The sequence below is a fragment of the Micromonospora sp. PRAS1 genome, assembly GCF_059553435.1.
In genome coordinates, this window is sequence record NZ_JCANNB010000015.1 from 51,787 (window position 1) to 75,613 (window position 23,827).

At 72.8% G+C, this 23,827-nt stretch carries 19 protein-coding genes, 1 tRNA gene and 1 pseudogene; 4 read left to right on the forward strand and 17 right to left on the reverse strand.

The features are described 5' to 3' along the window. Nucleotides 1–32: 32 nt before the first annotated feature. The 7 genes and pseudogenes from selB to AC507J_RS16470 all read right to left on the reverse strand — a co-directional run bounded on the left by selB (nt 33) and on the right by AC507J_RS16470 (nt 9,684). Nucleotides 33–1,805, reverse strand: a complete 1,773-nt coding sequence (gene selB / locus AC507J_RS16440) for a selenocysteine-specific translation elongation factor (RefSeq protein WP_496290014.1) — start codon at nt 1,803–1,805, stop codon at nt 33–35. Nucleotides 1,806–1,807: 2 nt separating this feature from the next. After that, nucleotides 1,808–3,103: an L-seryl-tRNA(Sec) selenium transferase gene (gene selA, locus AC507J_RS16445; protein WP_496290015.1), complete on the reverse strand. Its 1,296-nt coding sequence runs from the start codon at nt 3,101–3,103 to the stop codon at nt 1,808–1,810. Between the two features lie 21 nt (nt 3,104–3,124). Next, a tRNA-Sec gene (locus AC507J_RS16450) sits at nt 3,125–3,220 on the reverse strand. 85 nt (nt 3,221–3,305) lie between these two features. Next, nucleotides 3,306–4,451: an NrfD/PsrC family molybdoenzyme membrane anchor subunit gene (gene nrfD / locus AC507J_RS16455; RefSeq protein ID WP_496290016.1), complete on the reverse strand. Its 1,146-nt coding sequence runs from the start codon at nt 4,449–4,451 to the stop codon at nt 3,306–3,308. Continuing rightward, entirely contained in the window at nt 4,448–5,440 is a 993-nt protein-coding gene (locus tag AC507J_RS16460; protein ID WP_496290017.1) for a 4Fe-4S dicluster domain-containing protein, read from the reverse strand. The genes nrfD and AC507J_RS16460 overlap by 4 nt, the downstream gene beginning before the upstream one ends. A gap of 17 nt (nt 5,441–5,457) precedes the next feature. Next, nucleotides 5,458–8,727, reverse strand: a pseudogene (gene fdh, locus AC507J_RS16465) (formate dehydrogenase); the annotation flags it as partial. A gap of 363 nt (nt 8,728–9,090) precedes the next feature. Then, on the reverse strand, nt 9,091–9,684 hold the full coding sequence (locus tag AC507J_RS16470; protein WP_496290018.1) for a hypothetical protein: 594 nt from the start codon (nt 9,682–9,684) through the stop codon (nt 9,091–9,093). A gap of 478 nt (nt 9,685–10,162) precedes the next feature. Here AC507J_RS16470 and AC507J_RS16475 point away from each other — a divergent pair, with 478 nt between their 5' ends. Next, complete coding sequence (locus AC507J_RS16475; RefSeq protein ID WP_496290019.1) at nt 10,163–10,504, forward strand: hypothetical protein; 342 nt, start codon at nt 10,163–10,165, stop codon at nt 10,502–10,504. Then, the gene (locus AC507J_RS16480; RefSeq protein WP_496290020.1) at nt 10,501–11,160 is read left to right on the forward strand and encodes a nucleotidyl transferase AbiEii/AbiGii toxin family protein; all 660 of its coding nucleotides are present in this window, start codon (nt 10,501–10,503) and stop codon (nt 11,158–11,160) included. Before AC507J_RS16475 ends, AC507J_RS16480 begins: the two co-directional genes overlap by 4 nt. Before the next feature lie 34 nt (nt 11,161–11,194). On the opposite strand, the gene AC507J_RS16485 is transcribed toward AC507J_RS16480, so the two are convergent. Beyond that, nucleotides 11,195–12,097, reverse strand: a complete 903-nt coding sequence (locus AC507J_RS16485) for an SDR family oxidoreductase (protein WP_496290021.1) — start codon at nt 12,095–12,097, stop codon at nt 11,195–11,197. A 415-nt stretch (nt 12,098–12,512) separates the two neighbouring features. Between AC507J_RS16485 and AC507J_RS16490 the strand changes: the two genes are divergently transcribed. Together AC507J_RS16490 and AC507J_RS16495 are read left to right on the forward strand one after the other, a co-directional pair. Further along, nucleotides 12,513–12,749, forward strand: a complete 237-nt coding sequence (locus AC507J_RS16490) for a hypothetical protein (protein ID WP_496290022.1) — start codon at nt 12,513–12,515, stop codon at nt 12,747–12,749. A 67-nt stretch (nt 12,750–12,816) separates the two neighbouring features. Next, entirely contained in the window at nt 12,817–14,289 is a 1,473-nt protein-coding gene (locus AC507J_RS16495; protein WP_496290023.1) for an MFS transporter, read from the forward strand. On the opposite strand, the gene AC507J_RS16500 is transcribed toward AC507J_RS16495, so the two are convergent. The 9 genes from AC507J_RS16500 to pdxR form a co-directional block, all read right to left on the reverse strand. Further along, nucleotides 14,286–15,470, reverse strand: a complete 1,185-nt coding sequence (locus AC507J_RS16500) for an MFS transporter (protein ID WP_496290024.1) — start codon at nt 15,468–15,470, stop codon at nt 14,286–14,288. The genes AC507J_RS16495 and AC507J_RS16500 overlap by 4 nt on opposite strands. 221 nt (nt 15,471–15,691) lie before the next feature. Then, complete coding sequence (locus tag AC507J_RS16505) at nt 15,692–16,372, reverse strand: hypothetical protein (protein ID WP_496290025.1); 681 nt, start codon at nt 16,370–16,372, stop codon at nt 15,692–15,694. A 201-nt stretch (nt 16,373–16,573) separates the two neighbouring features. Continuing rightward, nucleotides 16,574–17,680: a DUF3626 domain-containing protein gene (locus AC507J_RS16510; protein ID WP_496290026.1), complete on the reverse strand. Its 1,107-nt coding sequence runs from the start codon at nt 17,678–17,680 to the stop codon at nt 16,574–16,576. After that, complete coding sequence (locus AC507J_RS16515; RefSeq protein ID WP_496290027.1) at nt 17,659–18,288, reverse strand: MBL fold metallo-hydrolase; 630 nt, start codon at nt 18,286–18,288, stop codon at nt 17,659–17,661. The genes AC507J_RS16510 and AC507J_RS16515 overlap by 22 nt, the downstream gene beginning before the upstream one ends. Next, nucleotides 18,288–19,373, reverse strand: a complete 1,086-nt coding sequence (locus tag AC507J_RS16520; RefSeq protein WP_496290028.1) for an S-(hydroxymethyl)mycothiol dehydrogenase — start codon at nt 19,371–19,373, stop codon at nt 18,288–18,290. The genes AC507J_RS16515 and AC507J_RS16520 overlap by 1 nt, the downstream gene beginning before the upstream one ends. Beyond that, nucleotides 19,370–20,758, reverse strand: coding sequence for an MFS transporter (locus tag AC507J_RS16525; protein WP_496290029.1), 1,389 nt, complete (start codon nt 20,756–20,758; stop codon nt 19,370–19,372). The genes AC507J_RS16520 and AC507J_RS16525 overlap by 4 nt, the downstream gene beginning before the upstream one ends. 14 nt (nt 20,759–20,772) lie before the next feature. After that, nucleotides 20,773–21,435, reverse strand: coding sequence for a GntR family transcriptional regulator (locus AC507J_RS16530; RefSeq protein ID WP_496290030.1), 663 nt, complete (start codon nt 21,433–21,435; stop codon nt 20,773–20,775). A gap of 94 nt (nt 21,436–21,529) precedes the next feature. After that, nucleotides 21,530–22,192 carry a phosphotransferase gene (locus AC507J_RS16535; protein ID WP_496290031.1) on the reverse strand — a complete coding sequence of 221 codons (663 nt, stop codon included), beginning with the start codon at nt 22,190–22,192 and terminating at the stop codon, nt 21,530–21,532. Between the two features lie 42 nt (nt 22,193–22,234). Further along, nucleotides 22,235–23,785 (reverse strand): MocR-like pyridoxine biosynthesis transcription factor PdxR, encoded by a 1,551-nt coding sequence (pdxR, locus tag AC507J_RS16540; protein WP_496290113.1) that lies wholly within the window; start codon nt 23,783–23,785, stop codon nt 22,235–22,237. Nucleotides 23,786–23,827 lie beyond the last annotated feature (42 nt).

A 23,827-nucleotide genomic window follows, 5' to 3' on the forward strand; every position in this document is an offset into this window, starting at 1 on the left:
TCGCCCGGCCGCCCGACGGCCGGCGGATCGGTTCAATCCGACAGCTCCCCCGGGCCCACCACCATCCGGGCGTCGTCGGTCAGCCGGCGGGTCCGGCCCTGCCGGTCCAGCAGCTCCAGCAGCGGCACCGCCACCCGGCGGGTGGTGTCCAGGGCCTGTCGGGCGGCGCTGAGCGTGAACGGCTGCGGCAGACCGGCCAGCACCCGCACCGCCCGCTGCGGCGCCCCCGGCAGCAGCAGCACATTGCCTGGCAGTCGCAGCAGCGCGCCGGCGCGTACCGCGGCGCCGATCTCCCGGGCACCGAGCCCGAGCGCGGCGAGTCGGTCGGCGTCGGGCGCCCGGAACGGATGGGTGGCCCAGTCGTCGCCGACCAGGGCCAACGCCCGGGCCACCGGCTCGGGCAGCGGGTCCGTCCCGGCGAGCGCCACCCGGCCGGCGGCCAACCGCAGCGGTGCGCGCACCAGCGCCGCCACAAGCGCCCGGTCGGGCAGGCCGAGGCGCTGACGCAGCACCTCCACCGGCACCCCCGGTTCCAGCGGCTGGGCCCGCGCGTACTCGGCCACCGCGTCGGCGAGCCGGCGGCCCAACTGCCGCCAGTGCTCCGGATCGGCCAGCCAGTCCCCGGCCACCGGCGCGACGGTCACCGGCACCCCGGCACGAGTCAGGTCACCGGCGCGCACCAGACCCCGGCGGCGCAACTCACCAGCCAGGTCCGGACGCCCGTCGAGAGTCGCCAGCACCGCCGCGCGGGCCGCTGCGGCGCCGCGCCGCCGCAGCGGCGGCGGCAGCACGTCCAGCACGGTGACGCCACCGGCCACGTGGTGGCGGCCCGGATCGCGCAGCAACGCCCGGTCGCCGACCAGCAGCGGCAGCGGACGGTGCAGCCGCAGCCGGACGGTGTCCACCCCGAGCGGACGGACCCGCACCGGCACCGCGGCCGCGCCGATGTGCAGAACCAGCGTCGCGGGCAGCTCGGCCGCCGGATCACCGGTCAGCCGCACGTCGACCAGGTCGGTCGGGCGGAACCGGCCCGGGCTGAGCAGCGCGTCGCCCCGGGCGATCCGGTCACGGGCCACGCCACGCAGGTTGACCGCCACCCGGGCGACCGGTCCGGCGCCCCGGCACGGCTCACCGAGGCGGTGCAGCCCCCGTACCCGGACCGGCTCGCCGCTGCCGGCCAGTTCCAGTTCCGCACCGACACGCAGCTGACCGGCGCCCAGGGTGCCGGTGACCACCGTGCCGCTGCCCCGCACCGTGAAGCTGCGGTCGATCCAGAGCCGCACCGGGGCGTCCGCTGCCGGGGTGGGCAGCCGGGCGGCCAGCCGGTCCAGCGCGGCACGAAGTTCGGGCAGACCGGCGCCGGTGACCGCGCTGACCGCCACCGCCTCCACCCTGGCAAGCGAGGTCGCCGCCAACTCGGCACGGGCCCGCGCCAACGCCGGTCGCGGGTCGGCCAGGTCCGCGCGGGTCACCACCAGCAGCCCGTACGCCACCCCGAGCGCGTCGAGTGCGGCCAGGTGTTCGGCGGACTGCGGCATCCAGCCCTCGTCGGCGGCGACCACGACCGCCGCGGCGGGCACCGGACCGACACCGGCGAGCATGTTCGGCACGAACCGCTCATGGCCGGGCACGTCGACGAAGGCGACGGTGCCGCCGGAGGGCAGCACCGTCCAGGCGAACCCGAGGTCAATGGTCATGCCCCGCCGGCGCTCCTCGGCCCACCGGTCGGGCTCCATCCCGGTCAGCGCCCGCACCAGCGTGGACTTGCCGTGGTCGACGTGCCCGGCGGTGGCCACCACCAGCATGCTCAGTCGTCCCCCGGGACGGCCAGCACCGCGGCGCGCAGCCGTTCGTCGGCGCACGGCGGCAGGCACCGCAGGTCCAGCAGCAGCCGGCCACGCGCCACCCGACCGAGCACCGGCGGGTCACCGGCGCGCAGCGCGGCGGCGTACCGCTCCGGCAGGCTCAACGCCCACGAGTCCAGCTCCACCCCGGGGGCGCCACCGCCACCGACCACCGCCACCGAGGGCACCACCTCCACCTTGCGGCCGTCGGCGGCGAGCGCGTCACACAACCGTTCGGTACGGGCCCGCAACGCCGCCGGGTCGGCGTGCAGCGCGGACCGGGTGGGCGTGGCCGGGTCACCGAGGGTGGCCGCGAGGGCTGCCAAAGTCAGCTTGTCCACCCGCAACGCCCGGGCCAACGGATGCCGACGCAACCGCTCGACCAGCCCGGCGGCACCGAGCAGCAGCCCGGCCTGCGGGCCGCCGAGCAGCTTGTCGCCGCTGGCGGTGACCAGGCTCGCCCCGGCACGAAGGGTGCTCGCCGCGTCCGGCTCCTCGGGCAGCAACGGTTCGGGGGCGAGCAGCCCGGAGCCGATGTCGACGACCAGCGGCACGCCGAGGCCGGCCAGCCGTCGCACCGGCACCGCCGAGGTGAACCCGGTGATCCGGAAGTTGGACGGGTGCACCTTGAGCACGAACCCGGTACGCGGGCCGATCGCGGCGGCGTAGTCGGCAAGCGTGCTCCGGTTGGTGGTGCCGACCTCGCGCAGCCGGGCACCGGTGCTGGCAAGCAGGTCGGGCAGGCGGAAACCGTCGCCGATCTCCACCAGTTCCCCCCGGCTGACCACGATCTCCGCGTCGGCGGCCAGCGCGGTGGCCGCCAGCACCAACGCCGCCGCGCCGTTGTTCACCACGTGCACCGCCCCGGCAGCCGGCACGGCGGCGGCGAGGGCGGCCAAGGCGTCGCGGCCACGGCGGGCCCGCCGCCCGGTGCCCAGGTCCAGTTCGACATCGGTGTGGCCGGACGCGGCGACCACGGCCGCCACCGCGGCGTCGGAGAGCGCGGCCCGACCCAGGTTGGTGTGCAGCAGCACGCCGGTGGCGTTTAGCACGGCGCGCGGGGCGGCCGACGGCAACGTGGCCAGCGCGGCGTCGCGTACCTCGTCGGGGTCGATCTCACCACGGCGGGCCCGGTCCTGGGCCTGCCGCACGGCCGCCCTGACCCGGTCCCGGCCCAGCGTCGCGGCGGCCGCGGCCAGCCGCGGCTCGGCCAGCAGCGCGTCGGTACGCGGCACCCGGCGCCGTGGGTCGTCGCCCATCGGGTCATCTCCTCGCAGCACTGGCGGAGACGGACGGGAATCGAACCCGCCTGGCCCGGGTCCCGGACCACACCGGTTTTGAAGACCGGGAGGGGCACCAGCCACCTGAACGCCTCCACCCTGCATTGGATCACAGCCCGCAGGCGCGGCGGAGCCCACCACCGGCCCCCGCCCGGCAACCGGCCCATCCGGCCGGAGGCCGCTACCGGTCCCCGCCCGGCGCCGCGGCGTCGGGCCGCCGCGACAGCCGTTCCCGCTGCGGCAGCACCGTGTACCGGGGATCGCGGGCCGAGGCGACCCCGGCGTGGAAGACACCGAACCGGGTGGCCACCGACGCGGCCAGCAACGCGACGCCGGAGACCGCCGAGACGGCCCGGCTGCGGGCGCCGAGCAGCGCGCCGGCCACCCCGGCCGCGGTCAACAACCGGCCAGCCCGCAACAACCGGCCGGCCCGGCCGGTACGGTACGGCTCGGCGAGCAGCCCACCGCGCTCCACCCGGTGGGCACCGAACAGCTCCAGACCGGCGCCAGCCACCGCCAGCCGCCGGACCGGAGCGGCCTGCTGCGGCGGCACGGCGATCAGGGCGGCACCGGCACCACTGGCCAGGGCGCTGCCCGCGAAGACCAGCGGCAGGTCCGGGTACGCATCGTGCCAGGAGGGCACCGCCGTGTCGGCCAGCAGCACCGCCGTGTACGTGCCCAGGGCCGGTGCCAGCGCCGCAGCCGCCAACCCGGCGGCGGCGCCGGCCGGAGGCAGCAGCCGGCGGGCCACCCCCAGCGGCCCGCGCTGCGGCAGCAGCGGCGCCGCCTCGGCGACCGCGGCGAGCCCGGCGACCGGGCCGTACGCGGTGAGGATCCAGGTGCCCACCGACATCGGCGAGGTCGGCTTCGCCACCCGCAGCATGTGGTGGAACCGCTCCGGCCGGCCCAGGTCCTTGACCAGCAGGGCGGCGCTGGCGCTCACCCCGGCCAGCGCGGTGAGCCGCCCGGCCCGGCGCACCGCGGGCCGCCCGGTGAACTGCCCACCCGCGGCCAGCAGCGACGAGCCGGCGGCGAGACCACCGGTGAATAGGTAGGCGGCGATCTCCCAGGTCCAGACCGGTGGCTTGAGAATCGGCCGGCCATAGTACGAGGTGAACTCGGCCGGCGGCACGGCCAGTTCCTCACCGGAGCGCCCCCGACGTCGCCGGCGCGCCGGCGGCGGGTCGACGTTTGCAGGTTCCTGTTCACCTGGCCGGGCCGGAACGGTGCTGCGGTCGGGGTCGAGGCGCTCCAGGAAACGGCGGAAACGGTCACCGACGGCCGGTCGACGCGGCTCGCCCGCTGCCGGCGACTGGCGCGCGATCATCGCCGGCCACCGAGGAACGCCGCGACCGCCCCGGCGGCCATGGCGAGCGCCGCCACCCCGGCCCGGCGCCACATCGCCGGCAGGTCACGGGTGGGCACCTGCGGATCCGGGGGCAGCCCGTACACCTCCGGCTCGTCCAGCAGGAGGAAGAACGCACCGTCACCACCGACACCGTCGGTCGGGTCGTGGCCGTAGAGCCGCGCCTCGGGCACGCCCCGCTCGTGCAGCGTCGCGACCCGCGCGGCGGCCCGCTCCCGCAACTCGTCCAACGGACCGTACTGAATCGACTCGGTCGGGCAGGCCTGCGCGCAGGCCGGCGTCATCCCGACACCGATCCGGTCGTAACAGAGCGTGCACTTCCAGACCCGGCCGTCGTCGACCCTCCGGTCGATGACGCCGTACGGGCAGGCCGACACGCAGTAGCCGCAGCCGTTGCAGATGTCCTCCTGTACCACCACCGTGCCGAACTCGGTGCGGAACAACGCCCCGGTCGGGCAGACGTCCAGGCAACCGGCGCGGGTGCAGTGCTTGCACACGTCGGACATCATCAGCCAGCGGAAGTCGCTGCGTCCGTCCGCGCTGCCGGTACGCCCCGGCGGCGCCGCCCCCGGCATCCCGAGAAACTGGGTCGAGCCCGCCGCCTTGCTGGTCTGCGCCCCGATGTGCCCAGCGGGACCGGGACCGGCGGGCTCAGCGGGACCGGCGGGCTCAGCGGATTGTCCGGCGGGGCGCGGCTGCTCGACGAAGGCCACATGCCGCCACGAGTTCGCGGTAAGCGCGCCGGTGTTGTCGTACGACATGCCGAGCAGGTCCAGCCCGGAGGTCGGTACCCCGTTCCACTCCTTGCAGGCCACCTCGCACGCCTTGCAGCCGATGCAGACGCTTGTGTCGGTGAAGAAACCCATCCTCGGCGGCGCGTCGACCCAGCCGGCCGCCGTGGCCGGGTCGAAGGCCACCGGCGGGTCCGGCCGGCGCACCGGTTCGGCCATCAGCGCTTCCCCTCTCCGTCGCCGCCGGTCGGCTCGGTCGGCACACCGGGAGTGACCGCCGGCGGCGTGACCCCCGGCACGATGCCGGCCCGGGTGCGGTAGTCGGCCACCAGGTCACGCAGCGCCGGCCCGGTCGGCCGGCGCCCCGGACGCAGGTCACAGGTGCCGATCTTGCTCTCCTGGATCAGTACGTTCGGGTCCAGCGTGATGCCGAACAGGTCGTTGGCCGAGTCGCCGGTGACCAGACCCTCGAACCCGAAGTGGTACGGCAGCCAGAGCTGATGGATCACCCTACCGTCCACCCGCAGCGGAGTGACCCGCTCGGTGACCAGCACCTTCGCCTCGATCACCGCGCGGGAGCTGACCAGGTGCGCCCAGCCGAGATGGTGCAGCCCGGCCAGCGCCGCCAACTCCGGTGAAACCTCGACGAACATCTCCGGCTGCAACTCCGCCAGCGGGGCCACCGTACGGCTCATCCCACCCGCGGTGTGGTGCTCGGTGAGCCGGCTGACCGTGAACACGTACGGAAAAACCTCACTGTGCTCCTGCGGCGGGCTCGGGTTCGTGGCGTTGACCGGGTGGGCGTACATCTTGCGGGTCGGGTTGGCCTGCTGACCGTAGAGCGGGTTGCGCACCGGCGACTCGACCGGCTCGTAGTGGGTGGGCAGCGGCCCGTCCAGCACCCCGCTGGGCGCGTACAGCCAGCCCTTGCCGTCGGCCTGCATGACGAACGGGTCGTCACCGGCCAACCCGGCCGGACCGGTGGCACCCGGCGGCGGCCGGTACGACGGCGGCTTGGTCAGCTCGAAGTCCGGCACGTCGTGGCCGGTCCACCGGCCGGCGTCGGCGTCCCACCAGACGTAGCGTTTGCGTTCGCTCCACGGCCGGCCCTGCGGGTCGGCGGAGGCCCGGTTGTACAGCGTGCGCCGGTTCGCCGGCCACGCCCAACCCCACTCGGCGGCCACCCAGTCCTGCTCGTGCCCCGGGCGCCGGCGGGCCGCCTGGTTTACCCCATCGGCGTACACCCCGCTGTAGATCCAGCACCCCACGGCGGTGCTGCCGTCGTCGCGGGCCTCGGCGAACCCGGCCAGCGGGCGGCCGGTGCTCGTGTCGTACCCGTTGATCTCACGCAGCACCGCCTCGGCGTCCGGCTCGTCGTGCGGGCCGTGCGTGGGATAGTCCCAGGCCAGGTCCAACAGCGCCCGGTCGCGCGGCAGCGGCGAGTCGGCCAGCTTCTCCCGCAGCTTGCGCCCCAGGTGGTAGAAGAACCACAGCTCGGAGCGGGCGTCACCGGGCGGGTCGACCGCCTTCTCCCGCCACTGCAACAACCGCTGGGTCTGGGTGAACGTGCCCTCCTTCTCCACATGGGCGGCGGCGGGCAGGAAGAACACCTCGGTGCGGCACTCCTGCGGCACGATCTCGCCGGTGGCGACCTCGGGACCATGCTGCCAGAAGGTCGCGCTCTCGATCATGAAGAGGTCGCGGACCACCAGCCAGTCCAGGTTGGCCATGCCGAGCCGCTGCGCCCGGCCGTGCGCCGAGCCGACCGCCGGATTCTGCCCGAGCAGGAAGTACCCCTTGATCTTCCCGTCGATCATGTCGAGGACCTGCCGGTAGGTGCCGTGGTCACCGGTGAGCCGGGGCAGGTAGCCGTAGCAGAAGTCGTTCTCCGGTGTCGCCGCATCCCCCCAGTACGCCTTGAGCAGGCTGGCCGCGAAGGCGCGGGCGTTGCCCCAGAACCCCTTCTGACCCGGATGGCGGATGCTCTCCACCCACGCCTCGAAGGTGGGATGCGCGGCGTGCTGCGGCATCGGAAGATAGCCCGGCAGCAGGTTGAACAGGGTCGGGATGTCGGTGGAGCCCTGGATGCTGGCATGCCCACGCAGCGCCAGCACCCCGCCACCCGGACGACCCACGTTGCCCAGCAGCAGCTGGATGATCGCCCCGGTGCGGATGTACTGCACCCCGACGGTGTGCTGGGTCCAGCCCACCGAGTAGATCAGGCAGCCGGTGCGCTCGCGCCCCGAGTTCTCCGTCCAGGCCCGGGCCAACTCCAGAAACTTCTCCCGGGGCACCCCGCAGACCCGCTCCACCATCTCCGGGGTGTAGCGGGCGAAGTGCCGCTTGAGGATCTGGTAGACGCAGCGCGGATGTTGCAGCGTCTCGTCCCGCTCGACGGCGCCGGCCACCGGCGCACCGTGCGACTCATGCCGCAGCCCGGCCGCGGTCTCCCGCTCGGCAGCCGTGTGACCGCTGCCCGAATCCTCCTCGTGCCCGGCGTACTGCCAACTGGACTGCACGTAGCTGCCGGTTTCCGGGTCGAAGCCGGAGAAGATCCCGTCGGCGTCCTCCGCGTCGACGAAATCGTCGCTGACGATCGTCGCCGCGTTGGTGTACGCCAGCACGTACTCCCGGAAGTCCAACTCGTTGCCGAGGATGTAGTTGACCACCCCGCCGAGCAGCGCGATGTCGGTACCGGCCCGGATCGGCAGGTACGCGTCGGCGAGCGCGCTGGTACGGGTGAACCGCGGATCGACGTGGAACACCTTCGCCCCGCGCCGCTTCGCCTCCATCACCCACTGGAAGCCCACCGGATGGGCCTCGGCCATGTTGGAGCCCTGGATGACTATGACGTCAGCGTTCGCCACGTCCTGTTGGAAAACCGTCGCGCCACCGCGACCGAAGCTGGCCCCCAGACCGGGGACGGTGGCGGAGTGTCAAATACGCGCCTGGTTCTCGATCTGGAGCGCGCCGGCCGCGGTGAACAACTTCTTGATGAGGTAGTTCTCCTCGTTGTCCAGCGTCGCACCGCCGAGGCTGGCGATGCCGAGCGTCCGGTTCAACGGGCGGCCCTGGTCGTCGACGTCCTCCCAGGTCTGCGCGCGGGCGGCGAGCACCCGGTCGGCGATCATGTCGAGCGCCGTCTCCAGGTCCAGGTCCTCCCACTCGGTGCCGTACGGCCGGCGGTAGCGCACCGTCGTCTGCCGCAGCGGGCTGGTGACCAGGCTCCTGCTGGCCGAGCCCTTCGGGCAGAGCCGGCCCCGGGAGATCGGGCTGTCCGGGTCGCCTTCGATCTGGGTGACCTGGCCGTCGGTGACGAACACCCGCTGGCCGCAGCCGACCGCGCAGTACGGGCAGACGGAGCGGGCCACCCGGTCGGCGCCCTCGGTGCGGGCGCTCAGCGTGGCGGACCGAGCGGACTGCGCCGCCGCACCCCGGCCCAGCGGGTCGGTGCCGGTGAGCTGCCGGTAGACCGGCCAGCCCAGGAGCACGTCCCGCAGACCCACGACCACACCTCCCACCGACGCTTCCCGTCTGACCTTAGGACAGCGGGCCCGAGCGGGCGAGTCCGGTTCGCAGATCGGTGGCCCCGGACGACACCGCCCCCGGCCCGAATCGGGCCGGGGGCGGTGCGTGGGTGTCGGTGTGCAGGTCGCCTCTCGGCGAGTGGCGCGACGCGGCTCCAGCCGAACGGTATTCCGCGAAGGCGATATAGGTGAGGCCCGGGGACACTGGATCACACCGACGCTCGGTACAACCGACCCACCCTCATCCTTGTTCCCACCCCACGACAATCCACTCCCTGGGTTGCAGAGAAAGACGCGGAGCCGGCACCCGGGTGGGTGCCGGCTCCGCGTTGTGCATGGTTGTCAGCTGTTCCAGTGCTGGGTGACCAGGTCGGCGGCCTGCTGCTCCCACTGGGCGTACAGGAACGGGTGCGCCGACACCTGCACGGTCTGGGCGGCCTCGGTCAGCGGCATGTCCTGCCAGCCGTTGACCTGCTTCAGACCCTTCAGGAACGCCGTGGTCGAGTACTCCGGGTCGGTGATCTGCTCCACCGTGCCCCAACCCGAGGAGGGGCGCTGCTGGAACAGGCCCTGCGAGTCGTGGTCGTTGCGGTCACCCAGGTGACCCAGGTTCTCCAGCTTCGACTCCTGCAACGCCGTCGCGATCGACACCACCGCGGCACGCTCGTCCATACCGGCCTTCTTCGTCGCCGCGATGATCGCCTTCGTGTTGGCCACCTGCTCATCGGTCAACTCGATCCGCGACTGGTCGCCCTGCACGCCGTGCGGGATCAGCTTGCCGGTGTCGGGCTTGTCGGCCTGCACGGCCGCCGCGATCGGGTTACCGGCGGTGGTCGGGGTGTCGGTGGTGGCGTGGTTCAGCGGACCGGCGGCCAGACCACCGGCAACGGCCAGACCAGCGATACCCAGCACGCTCTTACGCAGCATCGTGTTCATGACGAAAGCTCCATTCGGGGGTCGGCGCACACGAACCCGACAAGCAACGGCGGGTCTAGTGACCACGCGCAGGGAAGGTCGGACCGCACACGCAAGCACCGTCCGGCGCTCAACGAAAAGCCAGGGGGAAGATCCAGCGCGCGGGGCCGAGGGGCCACCTTGCGGCGCCGGAGCCAGATACAACGACCGACCGGCCACCGGAATTCCCGGGACCCTCGCACGGGCGGGAGGCGCCGCGCGATACTCGGTCGTACGCGGGTTACAACGCCCGCACGCGGCCCCGGATTCCGCCGTCGAGCGGTCGACCGGGCCTCGCTAACCGGACAGCAGGGGCCTTCCGGCGAGGATCCGCTCATCCGACGCGCCGTCGCCGAATCGGACATCGGTCGCCCGAACGGGCACGGGGTACGGCCCGTACTGATCGGCGCGGCGCAGGTCGTGACCCCGCAAGTGGTCCGACTGGCGTTACCCTGACAGCATGCAGGCCGTGTCCAGCACCGCGACCGCCGTGGCGTACCTTGCCCGGCCCGGTCGTCCCACCCTGGTGGCGGGGTCGCTGGCGGAGCTGCGCGGGCCCACCCGCGGGCTGGTCGAGTTGCCGGTGCGGCTGATGTGGTGCACCGACCGCACGTTCGACCTGAGCGATCCCGACCAACTGCTCTGGATGTACGAGAACGTGCTGCGGGAGAGCACCAACCTCGACGACCTACGCCAACTGATCAACGGCCCGGCGCTGCGCCGGGTGTGGCGGATGCTGAACCTGCCCCGTGGCGTACGGCTGGCGTGGGAGACCCGGCATCGAGGTCTACGGTCGGCGTGAGCCGAACACATCCGCACGATTTCTACCGCGAGGTGGCCCGGGTGGCGCTGACCGTCGCCGGGGCGTACCGCTTCGTGCTCGGCGGCGGGGTGGCGTGGGCGGCGCACGGCCTGGTCACCCGCCCCACCGAGGACGTCGACCTCTTCGCCGACGTGGAGGGCGCCGCCGCGGCGGCGGCCGCGGAGGTGCGGGTCGCGCTGGAGGCCGCCGGGTTCGAGGTGACGGACGCGGATCCGGACAGCGAACTCGCCGACCTGTTCGAGGGCTTCGACCGGGACATGCGGGACTTCGTCGTCGGCCGGGACGGCCGGCAGATCCGGCTCAGCCTGGCCCGGCTCGACCGGCACCGCAGCCCGGTGGTGATGGACCTCGGACCGGTGATGGACGTACGGGATCTGATCGCGAACAAAACCGCGGCACTGGTGAATCGCCGCGAGGTCCGCGACTACATCGACGTCGCCTCCGCCCTGGAGCACCGGCCGGTGGCCGAGCTGCTGGAACTCGCCCGGCAGCTCGACCCCGCCCTGGCCGAGGAGGATGTTCGGGCCGCCGGCCGGTACCTGGACCGGATCCCGGACCGCCGCTTCGCCCGATACGGCCTCGGCCCCGCCGACATCACCCGCATCCGCAGCCACCTGGCGGACTGGCCGCGTTGACCGGTTGGCGGACTGGCCGCGTTGACCGGGCACCTCACTTGGTGAAGCGGCCGCCGGTGACGCCGAGGACCTCGCCGGTGATGAAGCTCGACTCCTGCGAGGCGAAGAAGACGTACGCGGGCGCCAGCTCGGCGGGCTGACCCGGCCGACCCACCGGAGTGTCGGTGCCGAACCGCTTCACCTTCTCCTCTGGCATGGTCGCCGGGATCAACGGCGTCCAGATCGGTCCCGGCGCCACCGCGTTCACCCGGATGCCCCGGTCGACCAGATCCGTGGCGAGCGCCTTGGTGAAGTTCGCGATCCCCGCCTTGGTGGTGGCGTAGTCGAGCAGCTGCGGCGACGGGTCGAACGCCTGGATCGACGTCGTGTTGATGATCGCCGAGCCCTCCTCCAGATGCGGCAACGCGGCCTTGCAGAGCCAGAACATCGCGTACAGGTTGGTCTTGAGCACCCGGTCGAACTGCTCGGTGCTGATCCCGGCGATCCCCTTGTCCTGCGCCATCTGGTAGGCCGCGTTGTTCACCAGGATGTCGATGCCGCCGAGGTCGGAGAGGGCGCGGTCGATCAACGTCTGACAGTTGCGCTCCTCGGTGATGTCGCCGCGTACCGCGATCCCCTTCCGGCCGGCGGACTCGATCAGCCGGACGGTCTCCCGGGCGTCGGCGTCCTCCTCCTCGCCCAGATAAGAGATCAACACGTCGGCGCCCTCGCGGGCGAAGGCGATCGCCACGGCCCGGCCGATGCCGGAGTCACCGCCGGTGATCAACGCCTTCTTCCCCTCGAGCTTGCCGCTGCCCTGGTACGTCTCCTCGCCGTGGTCCGGCTTCGGCCGCATCTTGCCCGTCTGCCCTGGCGGCGTTTGCTGCTGGTTCGGCTGCCCCGACTGCTGGCCGTACTGTTCGGTCGGGTCCTGCTGGGTGTGCTGGTCCTGGCTCACGGGCGTCTCCTCGCGGGTTAGGTCGGATCCGGTCCCGGATGGCCCTACCCGGGCCCACCGGCCCGAAACAGCCATTTGTCCGCCTCTACTACGGCGATGTCGCTCAGGGTTGTCCGGTCGACCGGCTCACCTTGCGTACGGCGTCCTAGGATCCTGGATCGCAGGGTGGGGCCGACTGCGTGTGTGTTAACAAGGGGCCCTTTTACTACCGGAGGCGTTAATAGGGGGCCCTTCCTTGCGGCTGCACGCCGATCACCACGAGTTCCCAGACGGTCACCGATGCAGGGTGGGCCAGTCCGGAGGCGGGACGGGAGCGGCGCGACCGCCGACCGGGCGGGCATCTTCCCCCTGGCACGGGGTAACCGGCCGATCGCAGCCCGCCGGCCGAAGGCGGACGGAGCGTGAGGAGAACACCATGCAGCAGGTGCAGCTGTCGGACGTCGAGGTTCGGGTGTACGACGCGGTGGCGGCCCTGGAGGCACGCGGCCAGGTTCCCTACCCGGACCTGATCGCTCAGGAGTGCGGCCTGACCGAGGAACAGCTGCAGACCCCGCTGCACCTGCTGACCGAGAAGAACCTGCTGCACCGGGAGGACTCGCCGATGGCCGGGCTCGACTTCGGCCCGCGGTTCTGCGCGCAGCAGCTTGCCTGAGCGGCGCCACCGGGTAGGTTCGGCGATAACGGGACAAACCCGGTGACGCCGATCAACGGGAGACACGATGGGTGCGGCTCGTGCGGGGCAGGCGACAAAACCCGAGTCGTACGACGATCGGCGCCGCTGGCAGGCGCTCGGCGTCGGCCTGGTCGCCACCTTCATGACCCTGCTCGACGTCAGCATCGTCAACGTGGCCATCCCGTCGCTGGAGCGGGCGCTGGACGCCGGCCCCAGCGACCTCCAGTGGGTGCTGTCGGGGTACGCGCTGACCTTCGGGCTGACCCTGGTGCCGGCGGGACGCTTCGGTGACGTGCACGGCCGGCGCAACGCGTTCGTGTTCGGCGTCGCCCTGTTCGCGGTGACCAGCGCCCTGGCCGGGTTGGCCCCCTCCCCCGGCTGGTTGATCGCCGCCCGGCTGCTTCAGGGCGTCGCCGCAGGGCTGGTGAACCCGCAGGTGATCGGAATGATCCAGCAGCTCTTCCAGGGGCCGGAACGGGCCCGGCCGTTCGGGCTGCTCGGCGCCACCATCGGCATCTCCACCGCGGTCGGTCCACTGCTCGGCGGCCTGCTGATCGCCGCCGGCGGGTCGGCGCACGGCTGGCGGTGGGTCTTCTTCGTCAACGTGCCGGTCGGGATCGTCGCGGTGCTGCTCGGCTGGCGGCTGATGCCGCACCGGCCGGTCGGCCAGGCCGCCCGACGCCGGTCGGACCCGGTCGGCGTACTGCTGCTCGGTCTCGGCGTGACCCTCCTGCTGCTGCCGATGGTGCAGCGGGAACAGTGGTCCGGCCCGACCAAGTGGTTGCTCCTCCCCGCCGGCCTGGTCGCGCTGGTCGGCTTCGTGCTCTGGGAGCACCGGTACGCGCGCAACGGGCCGCCGCTCTTCGACGTTCAGCTGTTCCGGCGCCGGTCGTACGCCCTGGGTTCGCTTATCGCGCTGAGCTACTTCGGCGGCTTCACCGCGATCTTCTTCATCTTCACGTTGTACCTGCAGACCGGGCTCGGCTACAGCGCACTGGTGGCCGGTCTGGCGATCACGCCGTTCGCGCTCGGCTCGGCCGTCGCGTCGGCGGTCGGTGGACGGATCGTCAACCGCTTCGGCCGACCGCTGGTCGCCGTCGGGCTGCTGGCCGTGGTGGCCGGGCTCGGTCTGGTGGCGCTCGCCATCGAGGTGGCCCCGCACGCCCCGGTGCCCTGGGTGACCGCGGCTCCCCTGCTGGTCGCCGGGATCGGCAGCGGCCTGGTGATCGCGCCGAACCAGACCCTGACCCTGTCACAGGTGCCGGTGCCGCAGGCGGGTAGCGGCGCGGGCATGCTCCAGACCGGTCAACGCATCGGCTCGGCGGCCGGCATCGCCGTTGTCGGCGCGGTCTTCTTCTCGGTCGTGTCCGAGACCGGCGACACCTGGTCGGCGGCCTTCGAGCGCTCGCTGCTGGTATCCGCCGGGATCATCGTGCTGGCCCTGCTCGTAGCCCTACTCGACATAGCGAAGGAAGGGCCCCTTGCTAACGCCTCCGGTAGAGGAAGGGCCCCTTCTTAACGCCTCGATGGTCGAGTACGTCGCCCGGCAGCCAGGAAGATCGGCACGGAGAGCAGCTGTGCGCCGGCCGCGAACAGCACGAGCGCGACCCGAGAGTGCTCGTAGAGCAGCCCCGTCACCACCGCGCCGACCAGCCAACCCACGCCGTACCCGGCGTAGTAGAGGCCGAACGCGAAATCCCGTCGCCCTCGCGGCAGGACACCAGCCACGAGGGCGGTGAGCAGACTGTCCTGGGTCGCCTGCCCGATGCCCCAGAGCGCCATCCCGAACAGCCCGAGATGGGCGGGCAGGAGGAACACGAACGGCGAGAACGCGGCGGTGGCGACCACTGCCATGAGGACCACGGGCAGGCCGATGCGATCGTAGAGCCTGCCGAAGCCGAGACTGGCCAGCGCGCCGATGGCCGTGGCCAGCGCAAGGAAGAGCGGCACACTGTCGCGGGTCACCCCGCCGCGCGACAGGTGGAACGAGATCAGCTCGAAGTTCATCAGGCCGGCCGCGAAGCACGCACCTGCCACCAGGTAGAGCCAGTACGAGCGGGTGAATCCGGCGGTGGTCGCCGTCCCGGGCCGCTGTTCGAACGACGCGGGCGCGGGAAACCGGAGCCGCGCGATCGTCAACGTGGTCAACGCCAGCACCGCCGGGATGACGAGCAGCGCGTACGTCGTCCGGAACTCCGTCGTGACGAGGAGCGCTCCGGCGACGACCAGCGGGCCGAGAGTACGTCCCGTGTGGTCCAGCGCCGTGTTCACCCCGTAGACCCACCCCTTGCCGTACCGGCTGCTGGTGTAGGACAACATGGCCTGGACGAGCGGCTTGCGGACGCCGCGCCCGATGCCCTGCACCACGATCAGCGCGGCGGCGACCTGCCAGTGCCCGGCGAGCGCCAGAGCCGGCACAGCCAGCAGGTTTACGCCATAGCCAAGGAACACCAGTGGCCAACGTCGGCGTATCCGGTCGGCGAAGTAGCCGGACACCCCGCGGGTCAGGTAGTTGAGGAACTCACTCAGTCCACCGGCGATGCTGATCATGGCGGCGCCTGCACCAAGCGACGCGAGGAACAACCCGTTCATGCTCGCGCCACCCGAGTAGGCGGTGTCGCCGAAGAGATCGACCAGTCCGAGGAGAAGGACGAATCGGAACGCCGTCGACCCGGTCGGGGCACGACCCGCGCTCGTCACCACGCCTCACCTCACGCCCCTGACCCGAACCACACCCGGACCAGCAAACCGCGCCTGAACGGCCGAAAGCAGCGAAAATCACGGAAAGAGGGGGTGACGTTCGGATCCGGGTGAAGACCGACGCTGGGACCCGAGGCAGTAGACCGAGGCTGGGGCCGCGTCCGGCTGCTGCCGGAGACGCCGCACCGGCCGGCCCGGGTCGGGCCGGCCGGTGCGCTCCCTTACCAGAGCTGGGAGACGAGTTCCGCCGACTGCTCCTCCCACTGGGCGTAGTGGAACGGGTAGGCCGAGACCTGCACCGTCTGCGCCGCGCTGGTCAGTGGCATGTTCCGCCAGCCGTTGACCCGCTTGAGGGCCTCGAAGAAGGCGGTCGAGGAGTACTCGGGGTCGGTGATCTGCTCCACGCTGCCCCAACCGGTGGAGGGCCGCTGCTGGAACAGGCCCTGCGAGTCGTGGTCGTTGTACGTGCCCAGGTGGCCCAGGTTGTACAGCTTCGATTCCTGCATGGCGGTGGCGATGCCGATCACCGCGCCCCGCTCGCCCACGCCGGTCTTCTTGGCCACCTCGACGATGGTCTTGGCGTTGTCGCGCTGGGCCCGGTCGAGCGGGATCCGCGACTGCGCGCCCTGCACGCCGTGCGGGATCAGTTCGGCACGGCTGGGCTTGCCGGCGTCCGGCTTGTCGGTACGGCCGCTGGCCGACTCGGCCGTGCCGTCGCGGCCGGTCGCCTTGTCGATCGCCGCGACCGCGCCCTCGTGCGGTCCGCTGGTGATCGGTGCGGCGATGGCGCCCGGGCCGAGGGCCAGCCCGGCGAGGGCGGTCACGCCCACGACGCTCAGCGCGGTCTTCCGGTTCGGGTTCGTCGCGATGGCCGGGAGCCATCGAGTGAAGTCCAGCTTCACGATGGTTGCCCCTTCGATCGTTACGAGCCGCTCGGGTGAGCCGCTCTCGGGAGATCGCACCGGGGTTTGGATGCCGGCGCTTTGGGAAAGGACAACCGGCCCGCCTTGTCGGGCATTCCGGAAATGCCGCGGTGCCGGGAGGCTGCGATCCTGCTCACCCGCCCGGCCGGACAGCCGGTGCCGTCAGCCGATAAACCGGACCTACGGCACAGTGGGGTACGGTGTGCCGAACCGGACCAGGACGTGCCAGAGCTGCTTGAGGTGCTGGAGCGTGTCCGCGACCGGTCCCCGATCGGCCCACCGGCCCGGCTCGGTCACCACCGACGCGGCGGCGCGGCCGATCAACGCGGCGTGCAGCGGCTCCCCGGGCCGGGCGAACTCGGCGTGCACCCGGGCCGCCAGCGATGGGATCGCCGGCCCCCGGAACTCGGCGTCGACCTGGTTCACCGGCAGGACGAAGCCGGCGTGCCAACGCAGCGGAACCCCGTACCGCCGGGCCACAGCGGCGAGGATCGCGCCGGTGTCGGTGTCCCGGAACGAGGGATCGACCACCAACTCGGCCACGTCCCGGGCCAACCGCAGCTCGCCGTGGATCTGCGCCTCGACGTAGTCGTCGAGGGCACGGCCGGCGGCCCGGGGCGCGGCGGCGACCTCCTCCCGGACGCGCAGCAGCTCGCCGGTGAGGTCGACCAGGTCACCGGGTCGGCCGAGGCTGACCCCGGTCTCCACGGTCGCCACGAGCAACGCGGCCAGCACCGGCTCGATCACGTCGACGGTGCCGACGTCGCGGGGGCCGAGGTGACTGTCGCCGAAGCAGAACGTGGTGCGGGCCAGCACCTCGGGCCGTAGCCGCAGGTGACAGGAGCCGAAGCGGGGGCAGGCGCCGTCCGGATGGTCGAGCAGGTTCAGGCCGCCGTACTTGGGCCGGTCCGCCGGGCGTACGCCCGCACGCTGGTACGCGCCGCCGAACATGCGCTGCTCCCAGCGGTCCCGGTCGCCACCCGGGTACGCGCTCAGGCCGCCGTTGGAGATCCCGGTCTCGAACTGGCTGCGGTAGACGCCCTCTTCCGCGAGTGCCTCGGCGACCGTCCGCCCGTCGGCGATCAGCCGGTCCGGGTGGAAGTTGAGGGTGATCCGGCCGGCCCGGCCGATCGCCGCGACGAGTCGCGCCGGATCGTGTCGTACGCCGGTGCCGGCCAGGGTGCGGCCGATGGTGGCCAGGGCGGTGGGCCGGTCACACAGCGCCACCGCCCGGACGTACCGCAACGCGTCGCGCTGGGCGGCGGTCAGTGCCCCCGGGCCAGCCACTGCGGCAGCTGCGGTGCCTCGGCGCCGATGGTGGTGCTGTCGCCGTGGCCGGTGTGCACGACGGTCTGCGGTGGCAGGGTGAGCAGCCGGTCGCGGATCGAGGCGATGATGGTGTCGAAGTCGCTGTACGACCGACCGGTGGCGCCCGGACCGCCGGCGAAGAGCGTGTCACCGGTGAAGACGACGTCCAGCGCGGGCGCGTGCAGACAGCACGCGCCGGGGCTGTGCCCGGGGGTGTGCAGCACGGTCAGCGTGCTGCCGCCCACCTCGATCGTCTCGCCGTCGCGCAGTTGCCCGCCCGGCGGCTCGTCGGGGTGCACCAGGTCCCACAAGACCCGGTCGTCGGGGTGCAGCAGCACCGGCGCGCCGGTGACGCGGGAGAGCTCCGGGGCGACCCGGACGTGGTCGTCGTGGGCATGGGTGGCGACGATCGCTTTGACCCGACGACCGGCCACCACCTTCAGGATGGCGGCCACGTCGTGCGGGGCGTCGATGACGACGCACTCGGCGTCGTCGCCGACCACCCAGACGTTGTTGTCGACATCGAAGGTCTGCCCGTCGAGGGAGAAGGTGCCGGAGGTGACTGTGTGGTCGATCCGGGCCGCCATCAGAAGACCACCACCGAGCGGAGCACGTCGCCTCGGTGCATCCGGGCGAACGCCTCCTCGACCCCGTCCAGGCCGATCTCCTCGGTGACGAAGGCGTCCAGGTCGAGGCGGCCCTGGAGGTAGAGCTCGGTGAGCATCGGGAAGTCGCGGCTGGGCAGGCAGTCGCCGTACCAGCTGGACTTCAACGCGCCGCCGCGACCGAAGACGTCAAGCAGCGGCAGCTCGACGCGCATCTCCGGGGTGGGTACGCCGACCAGCACCACCGTGCCGGCCAGGTCCCGGGCGTAGAACGCCTGCTTCCAGGTCTCCGGCCGGCCGACCGCGTCGATCACCACGTCGGCGCCGAACCCGCCCGTGGCCGCCTGGATCTCGGCCACCGGGTCGGCCTCGGAGGCGTTGACCGTGTGCGTGGCGCCGAACTTGCGGGCCCAGTCGAGCTTGCGGGAGTCGGTGTCCACCGCGATGATCGTCGTCGCGCCAGCAAGCGCCGCGCCGGCTACCGCCGCGTCACCGACGCCGCCGCAACCGATCACCGCCACGGAGTCGCCACGGGTCACCCCGCCGGTGTTCATCGCCGCGCCGAGGCCCGCCATCACCCCGCAGCCGAGCAGGCCGACGGCGGCCGGCCGGGCCGCCGGGTCCACCTTGGTGCACTGACCGGCGTGCACCAGGGTCTTCTCGGCGAACGCGCCGATGCCCAGCGCCGGGGAGAGTTCGGTGCCGTCGGTGAGGGTCATCTTCTGGGCGGCGTTGTGGGTGGCGAAGCAGTACCAGGGGCGACCGCGCCGGCAGGCCCGGCACACCCCGCAGACGGCCCGCCAGTTGAGCACCACGAAGTCACCGGGCGCGACCGCGTCCACTCCCTCGCCGACCTGCTCGACGATGCCGGCCGCCTCGTGGCCGAGCAGGAACGGGTAGTCGTCGCTGATGCCGCCCTCGCGGTAGTGCAGGTCGGTGTGGCAGACCCCGCAGGACTGCACCCGTACCACCGCCTCACCGGGCCCGGGATCCGGCACCACGATGTCGGTGACCTCGACGGGTGCACCCTTGCCGCGGGAGACGACTCCCCTGACCTGCTGGCTCACGCTTTCCTCCTACTCCGCGTCGGCGCGAAGCGCCGGCGCCGCTGCGCCACGGCGTCGCCGGAGGGGCGGCGACGCATCCGCTCACTCCCGTTGGGCAACCTACCGCCACCAGGTCGGATCGGCACAGCTTCGGCCCGGACGGTCGGCGCGACGTGCCCGTCCCGGTGCCGGCGGGCGGCGTTGCGCCAGCGCAGCACCTGGACCGCGCCGACGGCCCAGAGCACGTACTGCACGGCGAAGGCCCACCGGAACGCGTCCAGGTCGGGGGCGGGCTGCCCGGCCGGGGTGGCCAGGTCGAGCACCACGCCGACGGTGAGCACCAGGATGATGGAGGCGGCGAAGCCGCCGACGTTCACGATCCCGGCGGCACTGCCCAGGCGGCTGACCGGGTTGAAGGTCCGCGCGTAGTCCAGACCGATCATCGAGCCGGGGCCGTTGAGGGCCAGCACGAGCACCAGCGTGACCAGCAGCCAGCCGGGTGCGCGTCCCGGCCAGGCGAGCAGCACGGCCCAGATGGCCGCGGTGGCGGCGGTGATGCCGAAGACCAGCACCGAACGACGGTGCGGGTAGCGGGCGCAGAGGTACGCGATCACCGGGCCGGTCACCAGCATGGCGAGGGTCAGCACGGTGAGCAGCGAGGCCGCCGCGGTCGGGGTGAGTCCCTGCCCCTGCACCAGGAACGGGAAGCCCCAGAGCAGTGCGAAGACCGTGCCGGAGAACTGGATGACGAAGTGTGTCCAGAGCCCGAGCCGGGTGCCCGGATGGGTCCAGGCGTCCGCGAGCCGACGCCCGATCGACGCGGGGGTGGCCACCACCGGTCCGTGCGGGGTGTCCCGGACGGCGGCGAAGACCATCAGCAGCGTCGCCGCTCCCACTGCGGCCGAGGTCAGGAAGGCGGTGGTCCAGCCGGTGTGCGTCAGCAGCGCCACAAGCGGTACGGCGGCGAGCACCGCGCCCAGTTGGCCGAGCGTGCCGGTCAGCTGGGCCAGCAGCGGGTTGCGCCGGCCCGGGAACCAGAACGCGACGAGACGCAGCACGCTGATGAAGCTCATCGCGTCGCCGAGGCCGACCAGGACCCGGGCCGCCACGGCGAGGCGCACGTCGGTGACCAGGGCGAAGGCGAGTTGCCCGGCGACCATCAGCGCTCCGCCGGTGAGCAGCAGCCGGCGCGAGCCGTACCGGTCGAGCAGCATCCCGACCGGCACCTGCATCACCGCGTACACGGCGAGTTGGGCGACGGTGAGGGTGGCCAGGGTGGCCGCGCTGATGTCGAAGCGGTGGGTGGCCTCCACCCCGGTCACGCCGAGCGAGGTGCGGTGGAACACCGCCGCGATGTACGCGGTGAGCGCCACCGCCCAGACCAGCGCGGCCCGGCCGACGGGCACCCGCGCAGGTTCGCTCACCGCGGGCCCAGGAACACGCGCTCGGCGCTGTCGATGTGGGCGGCCACGGCGGCGAGCCAGGCCTCGGGATCGTCCCCGTCGAGGGCGGCCAGCTGCGCGGCGTGTTCGGTCAGCGCCGCCTCGGCCCAGCGGGGCGAGAGTCGGAAGCTGGCCTCGCCCATCCGGACCTGCCGGTCGCGTAGCCGCTGGTACAACTCGGCGAGGATCTCGTTGCCGGCCGCGTCGACCACGGCGGCGTGGAAGGCCCGGTCGGCGGCCATCAGGGCGGTCAGGTCACCGGCGGCGTGCGCGGCGTGCATCTCGGCCAGCCGGTCGGCCAGTTGGGCGCGGATCTCGGCGCGCCGGGACCAGATCCGTCCGGCGGCGTGCACCTCGACCAGCCGCCGGGCCTCGACCACGTCGGCGATCTCGCGGGCCGAGACCGGCAGGATCAGCGCGCCGCGCTTCGGATAGAGCCGGACCAGCCCTTCGGTCTCCAGCCGCAGCAGGGCTTCGCGGACCGGGGTACGCGACACTCCGGTCGCCTCGGCAATCTCCCCCTCGCTGACCAGCGTGCCGCCGGGATGGACCTGTTCCAGGATGGCGCGCTTGAGGTGTCGGTAGGCACGTTCGGCCGCCGACGGCATGGTGGACCGACCGGCCACCGAGGGATGCGTCATGTATCTATGATGGCCCCTCGCGTCGGCGGCGGATCCAGCAGGGGTTGTTTGGTCGGTCTTCGTGGCGCACCGGCCGCCGCTCGAAGACCCGCCGTCAGCTGGTTGAACCGGTGCGGACGAGATCGGCGGCGGCGGGCAGCCGGGCGAGTTCCGCAGCGGTCTGGGTGGGGTTGGCGAGCCGGATGGCCAGCGCCTCGTCGACAAGCGGCGTGGCGTGGTCGCGCAGCGCGTCCAGGTAGCACCGCAGCAGCTCGGCGGCGGAGGCGGCCAACGGCTGGTCCGGGTCGACGGCGACCTGGGCGAGGATCAGGGCGGACATCGCCACGTCCAGCCCCGGCGGGCCGTGCCGGACGTTGCGCCAGTCGATGAGCACCGGGCCGCGCGGGTCGAGGATGACGTTGTCCGGATGCACGTCCAGGTGCAGGATCCGTTCGCCGGACGCCGCGCCGGGGCGCGGCGGCACCGCGTGCAGCCGGCGGTGCAGTCCGGCCAGGACACTGCCCGCCGGACCGACCTCGATCTCCCCCGCGACCAGCGCCTGAAGCATCGTCGGGCCGGGCACCCGCCGCAGCACCAGGTCCGCGCCGCCGGCCTGGTGCACCTGCGGCACCGGATAGCCGGCCGCGTGCAGGTACGTCATGAATCCAGCCTCGACGGCGACGTGGGTGCCGTCGCGGTAGCGGCGGAGCACCCGGTCGCCGTCCAGCGCGTACACATCGGCGTCCCGCCCGGTGGCGAACGGCATCGGAGCTGTCACGGCCACGACGGTAGTCGGGCCGCGCCGCCGCGCGCGGACCGCTCAGCCCGCGGCGACGAGCGCGATCCCCTCCTCGATGGTCGAGACGGGGTTGGCCGCGTAGCCGAGGACCAGGCCGGGCGGGTACGACCGCCGACAGTGCCAGGACAGCGGCTGCACCTTCACCCCGCGGGCCAGGGCCGCCGTCGCCAGTTGCGTGTCGGTCACGTCGTCGGCCAGGGTGACCGTCAGGTGCAGCCCGGCCGCCGCGCCGTGCACGGTGGCGCCGGGCAGGTGGCGGGCCAGGGCCGCGATCATCGCATCCCGGCGGCGTACGTGCCGACGGCGCAGCAGCCGCAGGTGCCGCTCCAGCGCCCCGGAGGTGATCAGTTCGGCGAGCACCAGTTGGGGCAGGACGGCGTTGCCGAGGTCGGCCGCGCGCTTGGCGGCCACCACGGCGTCCCGGTACCGGCCGGGTACCAGCAGCCAGCCGATCCGCAGGGCCGGCGCGAGCAGCTTCGACACGCTGCCGACATAGCAGACGCGTTCCGGCAGGGTGGCCCGTAACGCCGGTACCGGTGGCCGGTCGTAGCGGTGCTCGGCGTCGTAGTCGTCCTCGATGACCAGTCCACCGGCGCGGGCCCAGTCGGCGAGTTGGCGACGGCGTGCACCGTCGAGCACCACACCGGTCGGGAACTGGTGGGCGGGGGTGAGCGTCACGGCGGACACGCCGCTCGCGGACAACTCGTCGATTCGCAGTCCGGCGCCGTCCACCGGGATCGGCACGGTGGTCAGCAGCGAGTTGTCGAGATGTTGGCGTACACCGAGCGAGCCCGGATCCTCCACGCCGACCCTGGTGACGCCGTCGCGCCGCAGGACCTGCGCGAGCAGGCCGAGCGCCTGGGTCACCCCGGTCGTGACGATCACCTCGGCCGGGTCGACCCGGATTCCCCGGTTGCGGGCCAGCCAGCCGGCGACGGCCCGGCGCAGCAGGGGCGTACCGCACGGATCGCCGTAGCCCAGGTCCGCCGCGGCCATCCGCCCCAGCACGCTCCGCTCGGCGCGCAGCCAGGCCGCGCGGGGGAAGGCCGCCAGGTCGGGTACGCCGGGCGTCAAGTCGATCCGCGCCGGCGCAGTGCGCAGCCGGTCGAAGATGTCCAGGTCGGGCACCGACGGGAGGGGCCCGACAGGCTCCGGCGTACGCGTCGCGGCGCTCGCGGCGCCGGCCGACTCGCCACCGGCCGCCTCCGCTGCCGGGGTGCGGCGCTCCGCTGCGGTCTTCGACGCCCGGGGCGGGAGCAGGGTGGCGACCACCACGGTCCCACCGCGCCCTCGGCCGGCCACCTGCCCCTCCTCCATCAACCGTTGGTACGCCTCCACCACCACACCGCGCGACACTCCGAGGTCGGCGGCGAGCACCCGGGTGGCGGGCAGTCGGGAGCCGACCGGCACCACCCGATCGGCGATCGCCTGACGGAGCCGATCGGCGAGCCAGGCGGCCCGCCCACCGCGCGGTGCCTCGCCGATGTCCAGGTTCAGGAAGTCGGAGCCGGCGTTAAGAGGGGGCCCCGCTACTACCCGAGGCGTTAACAGGGGGCCCTTCCTTGCAGCTATGGACCTGTTTGGGCGGGGTGATTTGGCACTGCGCATAGGACC